Annotated in this window: 14 protein-coding genes and 1 tRNA gene; 6 read left to right on the forward strand and 9 right to left on the reverse strand. The window is 67.4% G+C overall.

Features of this window, described 5'->3' with window-relative positions:
- Positions 1-57: 57 nt before the first annotated feature.
- From rpsP to JNO53_RS13105, 4 genes are all read right to left on the reverse strand, one after another.
- Positions 58-594 carry a 30S ribosomal protein S16 gene (gene rpsP, locus JNO53_RS13090; RefSeq protein ID WP_203112122.1) on the reverse strand — a complete coding sequence of 179 codons (537 nt, stop codon included), beginning with the start codon at positions 592-594 and terminating at the stop codon, positions 58-60.
- Positions 595-633: 39 nt separating this feature from the next.
- The gene (gene ffh, locus JNO53_RS13095; RefSeq protein ID WP_203112131.1) at positions 634-2,061 is read right to left on the reverse strand and encodes a signal recognition particle protein; all 1,428 of its coding nucleotides are present in this window, start codon (positions 2,059-2,061) and stop codon (positions 634-636) included.
- A gap of 315 nt (positions 2,062-2,376) precedes the next feature.
- Positions 2,377-2,452: transfer RNA gene (locus JNO53_RS13100), tRNA-Ala, on the reverse strand.
- 102 nt (positions 2,453-2,554) lie between these two features.
- Positions 2,555-2,881, reverse strand: coding sequence for a TIGR02300 family protein (locus tag JNO53_RS13105; RefSeq protein ID WP_119511471.1), 327 nt, complete (start codon positions 2,879-2,881; stop codon positions 2,555-2,557).
- A 185-nt stretch (positions 2,882-3,066) separates the two neighbouring features.
- Between JNO53_RS13105 and aroA the strand changes: the two genes are divergently transcribed.
- The 6 genes from aroA (at position 3,067) to gloB (ending at position 9,197) form a co-directional block, all read left to right on the forward strand.
- Positions 3,067-4,485, forward strand: a complete 1,419-nt coding sequence (gene aroA / locus JNO53_RS13110) for a 3-phosphoshikimate 1-carboxyvinyltransferase (RefSeq protein ID WP_203112386.1) — start codon at positions 3,067-3,069, stop codon at positions 4,483-4,485.
- A complete protein-coding gene (locus tag JNO53_RS13115; protein ID WP_443111181.1) occupies positions 4,482-4,796 on the forward strand; it encodes a CBU_0592 family membrane protein in 315 nt (104 codons plus the stop codon). Before aroA ends, JNO53_RS13115 begins: the two co-directional genes overlap by 4 nt.
- Positions 4,793-5,419 carry a (d)CMP kinase gene (locus tag JNO53_RS13120; RefSeq protein WP_203112133.1) on the forward strand — a complete coding sequence of 209 codons (627 nt, stop codon included), beginning with the start codon at positions 4,793-4,795 and terminating at the stop codon, positions 5,417-5,419. Before JNO53_RS13115 ends, JNO53_RS13120 begins: the two co-directional genes overlap by 4 nt.
- A 740-nt stretch (positions 5,420-6,159) precedes the next feature.
- Positions 6,160-7,860, forward strand: coding sequence for a 30S ribosomal protein S1 (rpsA, locus tag JNO53_RS13125; RefSeq protein ID WP_203112136.1), 1,701 nt, complete (start codon positions 6,160-6,162; stop codon positions 7,858-7,860).
- Positions 7,861-8,071: 211 nt separating this feature from the next.
- Positions 8,072-8,449, forward strand: coding sequence for a VOC family protein (locus JNO53_RS13130; protein ID WP_238401915.1), 378 nt, complete (start codon positions 8,072-8,074; stop codon positions 8,447-8,449).
- Positions 8,442-9,197, forward strand: a complete 756-nt coding sequence (gene gloB, locus JNO53_RS13135) for a hydroxyacylglutathione hydrolase (RefSeq protein WP_203112151.1) — start codon at positions 8,442-8,444, stop codon at positions 9,195-9,197. The genes JNO53_RS13130 and gloB overlap by 8 nt, the downstream gene beginning before the upstream one ends.
- A 350-nt stretch (positions 9,198-9,547) precedes the next feature.
- On the opposite strand, the gene JNO53_RS13140 is transcribed toward gloB, so the two are convergent.
- The 5 genes from JNO53_RS13140 to JNO53_RS13160 form a co-directional block, all read right to left on the reverse strand.
- Positions 9,548-10,156: a flavodoxin family protein gene (locus JNO53_RS13140; protein WP_203112162.1), complete on the reverse strand. Its 609-nt coding sequence runs from the start codon at positions 10,154-10,156 to the stop codon at positions 9,548-9,550.
- 67 nt (positions 10,157-10,223) lie between these two features.
- Positions 10,224-10,787 (reverse strand): F0F1 ATP synthase subunit B family protein, encoded by a 564-nt coding sequence (locus JNO53_RS13145; RefSeq protein ID WP_203112164.1) that lies wholly within the window; start codon positions 10,785-10,787, stop codon positions 10,224-10,226.
- Positions 10,780-11,274 carry a F0F1 ATP synthase subunit B family protein gene (locus JNO53_RS13150; protein ID WP_203112165.1) on the reverse strand — a complete coding sequence of 165 codons (495 nt, stop codon included), beginning with the start codon at positions 11,272-11,274 and terminating at the stop codon, positions 10,780-10,782. The genes JNO53_RS13145 and JNO53_RS13150 overlap by 8 nt, the downstream gene beginning before the upstream one ends.
- 91 nt (positions 11,275-11,365) lie before the next feature.
- Positions 11,366-11,593: a F0F1 ATP synthase subunit C gene (locus JNO53_RS13155; protein WP_047805836.1), complete on the reverse strand. Its 228-nt coding sequence runs from the start codon at positions 11,591-11,593 to the stop codon at positions 11,366-11,368.
- Between the two features lie 46 nt (positions 11,594-11,639).
- Positions 11,640-12,398 (reverse strand): F0F1 ATP synthase subunit A, encoded by a 759-nt coding sequence (locus tag JNO53_RS13160; protein ID WP_203112389.1) that lies wholly within the window; start codon positions 12,396-12,398, stop codon positions 11,640-11,642.
- Between the last annotated feature and the right edge of the window lie 39 nt (positions 12,399-12,437).

A 12,437-nucleotide genomic window follows, 5' to 3' on the forward strand; every position in this document is an offset into this window, starting at 1 on the left:
GTGGCGCGCGTCCCCCGCTCCCCGACCCTCTCCCCTGAAGGGGAGAGGGAGTTTTCATCAGCCCTCGGCCTTGTCTTCGGCGCCCTCGGCCGGCTCGTCCGAGGTCGACTCGACCGCGGCCTCGTCGCCGGTCGCCGGGGTCTCGCTGCCTTCAGCCGGTTCGTCGGTGGTCGGCGCCGGAGCTTCAGCGGTCGCTTCCTCAGCGGGAGCCGGCGCGTTCGCTTCTTCCTCGGCGGCCTTCTTGGCTTCCTCGGCTTCGGCGACCTTGGCGGCCTTCTCCTCGGCGCGTTCCTTGGCCTTGTCGCCCGGCTCGGCCTTGTTCGGGTTGTTGCGCGCGGCACGCTCGCGGATGCCGGCGGCGTCGAGGAAGCGGGCGACGCGGTCGCTCGGCTGCGCGCCGACGCCGAGCCAGTAGCGGGCGCGGTCCTCGTTCAGCTGGACGCGCTTCTCGTCGTCCTTGGCGAGCAGCGGGTTGTAGGTCCCGATCTGCTCGAGATAGCGGCCGTCGCGCGGCTTGCGGCTGTCGGCCACGACGATGCGGTAGTAGGGGCGCTTCTTCGCGCCACCGCGCGAGAGACGGAGTGCAATTGCCATTGTAGATTACCTTCCAATGTTAAATGTTTGGTATTACGCTTACTTCTTCGAACCAGGCAGGCCCGGGAGCCCCGGCGGCATGCTGCCCCCCGGTCCACCAAGACCCGGCATCGCGGCGCCCATGCCCCCGCCGTCGAACAGCGCGCCGAGGCCCTTGAGGCCGCCCATCTTCTTGATCTGCTTCATCGCGCGGCTCATTTCCTGGTGCATCTTGAGCAGCTTGTTCACGTCCTGCACCTCGCGCCCCGCGCCGGCCGCGATGCGACGCTTGCGCTTGGCGTTGAGCAGCGCAGGATTGGCGCGTTCCTTGGGCGTCATCGAGCCGATGATCGCATCCATGTGGACCAGCACCTTGTCGTCCACGCCCGACTGCGACAGCGCAGCCTTGGCCTTCTTCATGCCCGGCAGCATCCCGGCGAGCATGCCCAGCCCGCCCATGCTCTGCATCTGGCGGAGCTGCGTGCGCAGGTCGTTGAGGTCGAACTGACCCTTCGCCATGCGCTTGGCGAGCGCTTCGGCGTCTTCTTCCTTGATCGTCGCCGCGGCCTTCTCGACCAGGCTGACGACGTCGCCCATGCCGAGGATGCGGCCGGCGACGCGCTTGGGATCGAAGGCCTCCAGCGCATCGAGCTTTTCACCCGTGCCGGCGAACTTGATCGGCTTGCCGGTGACGTGCCGCATCGACAGCGCCGCACCGCCGCGCGCATCGCCGTCCATCCGGGTCAGCACCACGCCGGTCAGCGGCACTTCCTCAGTGAAGCTCTTGGCGACGTTGACCGCGTCCTGGCCGGTCAGCGAATCGACCACCAGCAGCACTTCGTTCGGCGAGGAGATGCCGGCGACCGCCTTCATCTCCGCCATCAGCGCCTCGTCGACGTGCAGGCGGCCGGCGGTGTCGAGCAGCAGCACGTCGGCCGACTGGAGCCGCGCGGCTTCCATCGCCCGCCGCGCGATGTCGACCGGCTGCTGGCCGGCAACGATCGGCAGGGTCGCGACGCTGACCTGCTCGCCCAGCACCGCGAGCTGCTCCTGCGCGGCCGGACGGTTGACGTCGAGCGAGGCCATCAGCGCCTTCTTGCCGTGGCGCTCCTTCAGGAACTTGCCGAGCTTGGCGGTGGTGGTCGTCTTGCCCGAGCCCTGGAGGCCGACCATCATGATGACGACCGGCGGCTTGGCGTCGAGGTTCAGCCCCTCGACCGCTTCCCCGCCCAGCATCTCGACCAGCTCGTCGTTGACGATCTTGACGACCTGCTGGCCCGGCGTGACCGACCGCAGAACCTCGGCGCCGATCGCCTTCTCGGTCACGGCATCGATGAACCGGCGCACCACCGGCAGCGCGACGTCCGCCTCGAGCAACGCGACGCGCACCTCGCGCATCGCCTCGCGCACGTCCTGCTCGCTCAGCGCCCCGCGCCCGCGCAGGCGGTCGAACACATTGCCGAGCCGGTCGGACAGATTGTCGAACATCGCCTACTCCAAACTCAGGCCGCAAGGACCATGCTTATCTGGTCGCTTCCCGAACCGAAAAAGTGGTGCCCACTTTTTCTGGGAAGCTCCCGAAACGCGAAAAACGCCGGCGGACGAAACCTCGTCGGCCAGCGTGGGGCGAACCCCTATGAAACCCAAACTCAATCCGGGTATGTCGAGATCCGGTCAGTGGCGAGGCGAAAACGGTGGCTTTCGAGAACCGGAGCGCAGCGACCTTCAGGTCGTGAGCACCGGAAGCGCAGAAAGCTGCCGTTTGCAGCCCGTCAATGGCCGGATATCGGCATATCCGGAGGATGGTGGAGCCTAGCGGGATCGAACCGCTGACCTCCTGCATGCCATGCAGGCGCTCTCCCAGCTGAGCTAAGGCCCCGTGCCATCCATTTGCGGCGCATCCCGGGAGATGCGCCAGACCCGCCGGTGAGCGGGAGGGCCGCCCTTTATTCAGGGCGGCCCGGCATTGCAAGAGCGGATTTCAGGTATCTTCTTCCTCGTCGTCGCCCTTGCCCTTCGAGACGCCGAGATCGTCGTCGCCGCCGAGATCGACCTCGTTGTCCGGCGAATCGTCGTCGTCGTCGACGTCGATGTCTTCCAGATCGTCGTCGGCAAGGTCGCTGTCGGCTTCCTTGTCCTTCTTCTCTTCTTCCTCGAACGGAATCGGCTGCTTCGACTTCAGCACCGGCTCGGGATACCATTCCTCGCCGCATTCGATGCAGGCGACCGGCTCATCCTTGCCGAGATCGTAGAAGCGTTCACCGCATTTGGGGCAGGAACGCTTGGTGCCCCATTCTGGCTTGGCCATTGTCAATCCTTACATTCCCCGCCGCCCCGGCAGGGTTGAAAACTCGTGAGAACGTGATGGGTGTGCTCGCCCCCGGAATCAAGAGCGCACCGCAGGCGGCGCGCGCCTTGCCATAGGGCAATGCCGCTGTCAAAAGCCGCGGCCGATCCGCCCCCTCCCGGTGAAGGACCCCTTCCTTGAACGACATGCCCCGCCCCCGCCGCTTTCTGCCGTCCGGCCCCTTGCGCGGACGGATTCGCGTGCCCGGCGACAAATCGATCAGCCACCGCGCGCTGATGCTCGGCGCGCTGGCCGTGGGCGAGACGCGGGCGAGCGGATTGCTGGAAGGCGAGGACGTGCTCGCCACCGCCGCCGCGATGCGTGCGATGGGCGCGACCATCGAACGTGACGACGCCGGCACCTGGTCGATTCACGGCGTCGGCGTCGGCGGTTTGCTCCAGCCCGGTCAGGCGCTCGAGATGGGCAACTCGGGCACCTCGACCCGCCTCCTCATGGGCCTCGTCGCCAGCCACGGGATCACCGCGGCCTTCACCGGCGACGCCAGCCTGTCGAAGCGCCCGATGGGCCGCGTGATCGAGCCGCTGAGCCGGATGGGCGCGAGCTTCACCCCGTCCCCCGGCGGCACGCTGCCGCTGATGATGGAGGGGCTGTGCCCGGCGGTGCCGATCGAATACCGCCTGCCCGTCGCCAGTGCACAAGTGAAGAGCGCGGTGCTGCTTGCCGGGCTCAACACGCCGGGCGTGACCACGGTGATCGAGCCGGTGCCGACGCGCGACCACTCCGAACGCATGCTGCGCGGCTTCGGCGCCGAACTGGAGGTCGATGAACTGGTCGGCGAGCGGGTCATCCGTATCCATGGCGAGGCCGAACTGCGTCCGCAGACGATCGAGGTGCCGGGCGATCCCTCGTCCGCGGCATTCTTCCTCGTCGCCGCCAGCCTCGTCGAAGGAAGCGACCTCGTGATCGAGAACGTCGGCCTCAACCCGACCCGCGCGGGGTTGGTCGAGGTGCTGCGCCAGATGGGCGCGAGCATCGAGGAACTGGACGCGCGCGAAGTCGGCGGCGAGCCGGTCGCAGACCTGCGCGTGCGCCACGCAGCCCTCACCGGGATCGAGGTCGACCCGGCCGTGGCGCCGAGCATGATCGACGAGTTCCCCGTCCTGTTCGTCGCCGCCGCCCTCGCGCAGGGCCGCACGGTGACCCGCGGGCTGGAGGAACTACGCGTCAAGGAAAGCGACCGCATCGCAGCCATGGCCGCCGCGCTCACCGCCGCCGGCGCGCGAGTCGAAGAGACCGAGGATGGCCTGATCGTCGATGGCAGCGGCGGCGATCCCCTGCCTGGCACCGGCGGCGACGTGGCGATCGTCACTCACCTCGACCACCGCATCGCAATGAGCATGGCCGTCGCCGGCCTCACCAGCCGCGCCGGCGTGGACATCGACGACACCCGCCCGATCGGCACGAGCTTTCCCGATTTCGAGGGCCTGCTGTCAGGCGCAACAAATCCCCCCTCCCGCTTGCGGGAGGGGCCGGGGGAGGGCCTGTCGACCGATGCTCCTCACCCACCCCCCAGCCCCCTCCCGCAAGCGGGAGGGGGAGAGTGACAGGCCTCGACACGGCCGCGATGGTCGGCTTCGGCGGCATGTTCTGCATCATCGCCGCCTACGCCTACCTAACCTGGAATCCGGCCCCGAACCCGTTCCTCCTCCACGGCACCAACCTGCTCGGCGCCGCGCTGCTGACAGTGTCGCTGCTCGTCCACACCAATTGGCCAAGCCTGGTGCTCGAAGGCTTCTGGGCCTCGATCGCGATCTACGGCCTGGTCAAGGCGGCGCGGGAACGCAAGTCCCCCTCGCTCTCCTCCGCGGCAAGCCCTCCCCCGGCCCCTCCCGCAAGCGGGAGGGGAGAGCGGTGATCATCGCCGTCGACGGCCCCACCGCCAGCGGCAAGGGCACGATCGCCCGCGCGCTGGCCGCGCGCTACCGGCTGCCGCATCTCGACACCGGCCTGCTCTACCGCGCGGTCGGGCGGCAGGTGTTCCTCGACGGCGGCAACCCGGACGACCCCGTCGATGCGCTGGCAGCCACCAGCTTCCCCGAAGCCCTGCTCGCCGATCCGCACTTGCGCAGCGAGGCAACCGGCGGGCTCGCCAGCCGTGTCTCGATCCACCCCACCGTGCGCCAGGCCCTGTTCGAGCGCCAGCGGACGTTCGCCACCCAGCCGGGCGGCGCGGTGCTCGACGGGCGCGACATCGGCACCGTCATCGCACCCGAGGCGCAGGTGAAGCTGTTCGTCACCGCCAGCGTCGAGGCCCGCGCGCACCGCCGCTGGAAGGAAATGCACGACCGCGGCATCCCCGCCTCGCTCGACGCCATCGCCGAAGACCTCCGCCGCCGCGACGCCCGCGACACCCAGCGCAAGGACGCCCCCCTGCGCGCGGCGCCGGACGCGGTGATGCTGGATACCTCCACCTTGGGCCGCGACGAGGCCATCGCCGCCGCGATCGAGGCGGTCGAGAGGGTACGGCAAGCGTACTAGCGATCAGACGGAGCCGGAAAGAGCCCAGCTCTCGCCTCACCTCTTTGTCATCCCCGCGGAAGCGGGGATCCATGGGCCATCGTCCGACAATGGATTCCCGCTTTCGCGGGAATGACAAGGGGTAGTGCAAGCGTCCTTTCGTTCTCACGCCCCCCAGCTCGGCCGCTTTCCCCACGCAGAGCCCGCGAAGACCGCAGAGAAGCATTCACCGCGCTCCGCGGCTGAAATCCTCTCCGACCGCCAGGCAAGAAACCATTTTCCTACACGCCCTCCGCTGTGCCAGCACCCCGATCATGCGCACCGCGACTCGGCCTCCTCCCGCCCTGCCCGCCGCGCAAGGTGACACCCGGCGGCGAGTGTGGCTTTTCCGCTCCCGAAGTCCACACACGGGCCACCCGAAAAAGCCTCTTCGCCGAGGGCGAGCAGCCCAAGGTGACACCGTGCTAAAACTCCGCGGAGCGTCAACCCAGCAGCGCGGTTTCGCTTGCTTTTGCGGCCGCTTTCCCCTAGGCGCGCGCCCGTTCGACGGACGCATGGGTCCGGTCGGAGGCAGGCTTCCTTTTGGCATTGCCGGTCGCGTTCGGGCGGTTCGTCCGCCCCGGCCTGCTTTTCCCGCCCCTCCCTCTCCCACGCACCCGGAGAACCTCCGCCACGGCATTCGGCCTCGCGGAGAGTCTGGCCAGAAGACCAGCGGACCCAACCGCTTGGCCGGAAAAAACGTGAAGTAGGAACATCCACCAATGGCAACTTCCGCCAACCCCACGCGCGCCGATTTCGAGGCGCTGCTCAACGAACAGCTCGGCGGCGCCGGCGAAGAAGGCTTCGAAGGCCGCGTCGTCAAGGGCACCGTCACCGCGATCGAGAACGGCATGGCCGTGATCGACGTCGGCCTGAAGAGCGAAGGCCGCGTCAACCTCAAGGAATTCATGCGCGTCGACGACGAGCACGGCCTGCAGGTCGGGAGCGAAGTCGAAGTCTTCGTCGACCGCGTCGAGAACGCCGACGGCGAAGCCATGCTCAGCCGCGACCGCGCCCGCCGCGAAGCCGCGTGGGACAAGCTGGAAAGCGAGTTCGGCGAAGGCAAGCGCGTCGAGGGCCGCATCTTCGGCCGCGTCAAGGGCGGCTTCACCGTCGACCTCGATGGCGCCGTGGCCTTCCTGCCCGGCAGCCAGGTCGACATCCGCCCGGTCCGCGACGTGACCCCGCTGATGGACATGCCGCAGCCGTTCCAGATCCTGAAGATGGATCGCCGCCGCGGCAACATCGTCGTCAGCCGCCGCGCGGTGCTCGAGGAAACCCGCGCCGAACAGCGCAGCGAGCTGATCGACAAGCTCTCCGAAGGCCAGGTGATCGAGGGTGTCGTCAAGAACATCACCGACTACGGCGCCTTCGTCGACCTCGGCGGAATCGACGGGCTGCTCCATGTCACCGACATGAGCTACAAGCGCGTCAACCACCCGAGCGAGGTGATCAACATCGGCGACACCGTCACCGTGCAGATCATCCGCATCAACGAAGAGACGCAGCGCATCAGCCTCGGCATGAAGCAGCTCGAGAGCGATCCGTGGGATGGCGTCGGTGCGAAGTACCCGGTCGGCGCGAAGCTGACGGGCACCGTCACCAACATCACCGAATACGGCGCCTTCGTGGAGCTGGAGCCGGGCATCGAAGGCCTGGTCCACGTCTCCGAGATGAGCTGGACCAAGAAGAACGTGCACCCGGGCAAGATCGTCTCGACCTCGCAGGAAGTCGAAGTCATGGTGCTCGAGGTCGACAGCGAGAAGCGCCGCATCTCGCTCGGTCTCAAGCAGGCCCAGCGCAACCCGTGGGAAGAGTTCGCCGAGAAGCACCCGATCGGTTCGAAGGTGTCGGGCGAAGTCAAGAACGCCACCGAGTTCGGCCTGTTCGTGGGCCTCGACGGCGACGTCGACGGCATGGTCCACATGTCCGACATCGCCTGGGGCATCTCGGGCGAGGACGCGCTGGCGCTGCACCGCAAGGGTGAGCAGGTCGAGGCGATCGTGCTCGACGTCGACACCGACAAGGAGCGCATCAGCCTCGGCATGAAGCAGCTCGAGAAGGGCGCGCCGAGCGAGGCGGGCGCTTCGGGCTCGCTGCGCAAGAACGAAGTCGTCACCGTCAGCGTGCTCGAAGTCCGCGACGGCGGCCTCGAGGTGCAGGTCGGCGAAGACGGCGCGACCGGTTTCATCAAGCGCTCGGATCTCGGCCGCGACCGCGACGAGCAGCGCCCCGACCGCTTCCAGGTCGGCCAGAAGATCGATGCCATGGTCATCGGCTTCGACCGCTCGAAGAAGCCCAACTTCTCGATCAAGGCGCGTCAGATCGCCGAAGAGAAGGAAGCCGTCGCGCAGTTCGGTTCGTCCGACTCGGGCGCCTCGCTCGGCGACATCCTCGGCGAAGCGCTGAAGAAGAAGGACTGACGCCGGTGTCCCCGCCCTTCGGCTGGCTGGCAAGCCAGCCGCTCAGGGTAAACTGCCCAAAGGGCAGGCGGGGACCTCAGGCGGCATGAGACCCCCGCCTTCGCGGGGGCTCGTACGAACAGGAAGGCCCGCTTGCCCACCCGGCAGGCGGGCCTTTCCTATATCCGCCCCGGCGCGTAGACTGCGCGCCATGCAGGCAAGACCGTTCCTCATGTTCCAGGGCCAGGCGCGGCAGGCGCTCGACCTGTGGCAGCGCGCCGTCCCCGGTTTCGAGATCGTCTCGGTGGAAGAATACGCCGAGGGCGAAATGGCCGGGCAGATCGAGAGCGCCATGGTCAGGATCGGCGGCACGGTCTGGCAGCTCTATGACAGCCCGCCGATGCACGATTTCACCTTCACCCCGTCGACCTCGATCTTCGTCGACTGCGACGACGAGGCACAGCTCCGCGCCATGGCGGAGGCGCTCGGCGACGGGGGCGCGGTGATGATGCCGCTCGACGACTACGGGTTCAGCCGCCTCTTCACCTGGATCGCGGACCGGTTCGGGGTGAGCTGGCAGCTCAACCTGCCGGGGACCGAGCATGCTTGAAGTCCATCAGTTCCCCTGCCTCGGCGACAACTACGGCTACCTGCTCCATGACCCCGAAAGCGGCGAGACCGCCGCGATCGACACGCCCGACGGCGCCGAATACCTGCGGCAGGCCGAAGCGAAGGGCTGGCGGATCACCCAGATCTGGAACACCCACTGGCATCCCGACCACGCCGGCGGAAACAAGGCGATCGTGGAGGCGGTCGGCGCCGCGGTGACCGGCCCGAAGGAGGTCGAGAAGATCGCGGCCGTCGACCGCGCGGTCGCAGGCGGCGACACCGTGGCGCTCGGCCGGTTCGAGGCGCAGGTGATCGACGTCGGCGGGCATACCGAGGGGCATATCGCCTACCACTTGCCCGAAGCCGGGATCGCCTTCGTCGGCGACAGCGTCTTCGCGCTCGGCTGCGGCCGGATGTTCGAGGGGACGCCCGAGCAGTTCTGGGCCAGCCTCGAGCGAATCAAGGCCCTGCCGCGCGAGACCACGCTCTACTGCGCGCACGAATACACCCAGGCCAACGCCCGCTTCGCGCTCCACGCCGACCCGGACAACGCCGAACTGCACCTCTACGCCCGCGAGATCGACGAGCGCCGCGCCCGGGGCGAACCGACGGTGCCGATGCCGCTGTCCCGCGAACTCGCGACCAATCCCTTCCTGCGGGCCGACACCGAAGCCCTGCGCGGCCGCTGGGGCGGCACCGCACCGCACGAGACCTTCGCGGCGCTGAGGACGGCAAAGGACAACTTCTAGGCCGAAGGTCGTTTTCGCGCGGAGAGCGCGGAGAGATATTTTTCAACCTTCAATCATCCCAGTGCAAGCTGGGATCGCTGGCAGCAAGCTCCGACGGTGCGGTGAGCGATCCCAGCTTGCACTGGGATGACGGGTGGTTTTTGGCGACCTTCTTCCGCGCCCTCTGCGGACTCTGCGCGAACCACCAAAGCCCTCCTCTTCAGAGGAGGGGGAGCGAGACTTGGCGAGGCCCGAACTCGTTTCGGGGCGAGCCTAGTCGCAGCCGGGGTGGTGTTTGAGGCGGGGCGCGACGCTGCGCGTCGCCACCCCCCCCGGCCCCCTCCTCTGAAGAGGAGGGGGAGGAGAGGCGCTCAGCCGGGGTAGGGTTTGTCCTTCAGCAGCGTTGCGAGATGAGCTGCATTTGCCGCGACCATCCTGGCGGTCTCCGCAACTTTCTCCGGCGTCTGATCGAGATCCTTGAAGTCGGTCGAGCCCATCGCCTCGCCCACCCAGTAGCAGGCCGCGGCCGCCGGGATCGTCCAGCCGACGTCGTTGAGGCTCTGGAACAGTTGCGAGGTCGACCAGTGCGCGCCGTCCTCGTTGCCGACGATCGCGGCGACGGCCACTTTCGAGTAGCTCGGCATCCGTCCCTTGTCGTCGGTTTCGCTGAGGAACGCGTCCATCCGCTCCAGCACGCGCTTGGCGAGCGAACTTATCTGGCCGAGCCAGATCGGGCCGCCGAAGACCAGGATGTCGTGCGCGAGGATCTTCGCCCGCAGTTCGGGCCAGTCGTCGCCCTCGCCCTCGTCCGACGTGACGCCGGGCAGCACGTTGTAGTCGGCGATCCGCAGCGTCTCGGAGATCGACACGCCGCGCTCGGCGAACTTCTGCGCGAGAACGCCGATCATCACGTCGGTGGAGCTCTGCTCGTCGCCGGACGACTTGAGCGTGCAATTTATCGCTATTGCGGAAAGGGCCATACGATTTCTCCTCTTCACAGGAGAAAGCGCACGGCCCCTCTCGATCGTTCCGCCGCAGCGGAACGCGTCAGATGCCCGCGATCAGCTCGTCCGCCAGCTTGCGGTCGGCATCGGCGTCATGCTTCTCGGCGATCAGCTTGCCCGCGGCGGCGGCGGCGGCGCTCGCGGCGCGGGCGCGCACGTCCTCGACCGCCTCGCGCTCGGCGGCGGCGATCTTGTCTTCGGCCATGCGCTTGCGGCGCTCGACCATCGCCTTGCTGTCGTCCTCGGCCTTGGCGACGATGGCATCCGCCTCGCGCTGGGCGTTGGCGAGCATGGCCTCCGCATCCTTCTCGGCGCCGGCGACCTTGCGGCGATATTCGTCGCGCAGAGCCTCGGCCTCGGCGCGCAGCGCCTTGGCTTCGTCGAGCTGGCGCTTGATCGCCGCGATCTTGTTGTCGAGCCCGCCGACGATCATGCCGGGGACCTTCTTCCAGACCGCGATCAGGATCAGCACCGTCATCGCCACGGCGACCACCTGGAACGGGGCCAGGCCGAACAGCTCGGGCTCTACGTGCTCTACCAAGCCGTGCTCGACCACTGCCTCGGTCTGGGCAGCGTCGGTGGCGAAGACTTCAGGTGTGTTAGCCATGATTCATGGCCTCCTTGACGGCCTTCTTCGCGCTCGCCGCGGTAATGCTGACGCCGGCGAGCCGCTGGACGATGTCCTGCGCGGCTTCGGCCGCCACGCCTTCGACCTCGGCCAGCGCGGACGTGCGCGCGGCGGTGACCGCGGCTTCCGCATCGGCGAGCTTCTTGTCGAGCCGCTTCTGCGCGGCCGCTAGCTTCTTCTCGCTGCTGGCGGCGGCATCGGCCTTCGCCTTGGCAACGAGCGCCTGGGCGGCGGCGCGATTTTCGTTCTCGCGCTTGCGCCAGGCTTCTTCTTCCTCGTCCGCCTGCGCACGCGCGGCCTCGGCGGCGGCGAGATCGCTGCCGATCTGGCTGTCGCGCTGGGCCACGGTCCCCATCACCTTGGGGACCATGCCCCGGCCGATGACGAAGAACACGATCCCGAAGAACACCAGCAGCCAGAAGATCTGGCTGGAGAAGGTTTCTGCGAGCTGGGCTATCTGGGGCATCGAAGCACGTCCCGGAAGTCAGGCGCCGGATTCAGGCGGAAGAAAGCGTGCCGGCCGGGCGAAACCCGGCCGGCGACGGATAGTCGGTCGATCAGGCGACGAAGATCAGGATCATCGCCACGACGAACGCCAGCAGGCCGAGAAGCTCGGCAGCGGCGAAGCCGATGAACAGGCGGCCCTGCTGGCCGTCTGCGGCACCCGGGTTGCGCAGCGCGCTCTCGAGGAACGAGCCGAACACGTTACCCACGCCGATCGCGGCCATGCCCGCACCGATCGCGGCGAGACCAGCGCCAACCAGCTTTGCAGCTTCTACGTCCATGTCAAAACTCCTTTGAATCGAATTCGTTAATTCGGGTTGGTAAAGCTCAGTGAAGGTTTTCCGCGTCGTTGATGTAGAGCGACGTCAGAAGAGCGAAAACGTAAGCCTGGATGCCCGCGACCAGGATTTCCAGCGCGCAGATGCCGATCATCAGCAGGAAGCTGGGCAGGCCGACCAGCAGGCCGAAATGCGCGCCGGCATTGGTGCCGTCGATCACGAAGCTCGACAGCACTTCGAGCAGCACGTGGCCGGCCATCATCGCGACGAACAGTCGCAGCGCGAGGCTGAACGGGCGCACGGCGAAGCTGACCAGCTCGATCAGGAAGATCGCCGGGATCATCGGCAGCGGCGTGCCGTGCGGCACGAACAGGCTGAAGAAGTGGAAGCCGTGCTTCCAGAAGCCGACGATCAGCACGATCGAGAAGCTGATCGCGGCGAGCACGCCGGTGATCGTGAAATGGCTGGTGAAGGTGAACGGGTGAAGCCCGACGATGCCGAGCGGCAGCAGGCCGAGGATATTGGCGAAGAGGATGAACATGAACAGCGAGAACACGTAAGGCACGTACTTGCGCCCCGCCTTGCCGATGTTCGCTTCCAGCATGTTCTCGACGAAGCCGGTGAAGGTCTCGACCGCCATCTGCCAGCGGCCGGGGACGAGCTCGCGCTTCATCCCGCCCCACACGAAGATGCCCAGCACCACGGTGGTGATCAGCATCCACATCGCGCTGTTGGTGAAGGCGATGTTGAAGCCCGCAATCTCCCAGTTCGCCGAGCCGAACAGCGGCTCGATCGTGAACTGGTACATCGGGTCGACCTTGGCCGGTTCGGCTGCCACGGCTGTCTA

Source organism: Altererythrobacter sp. C41 (assembly GCF_016803135.1).
Classification (GTDB): domain Bacteria; phylum Pseudomonadota; class Alphaproteobacteria; order Sphingomonadales; family Sphingomonadaceae; genus Pelagerythrobacter.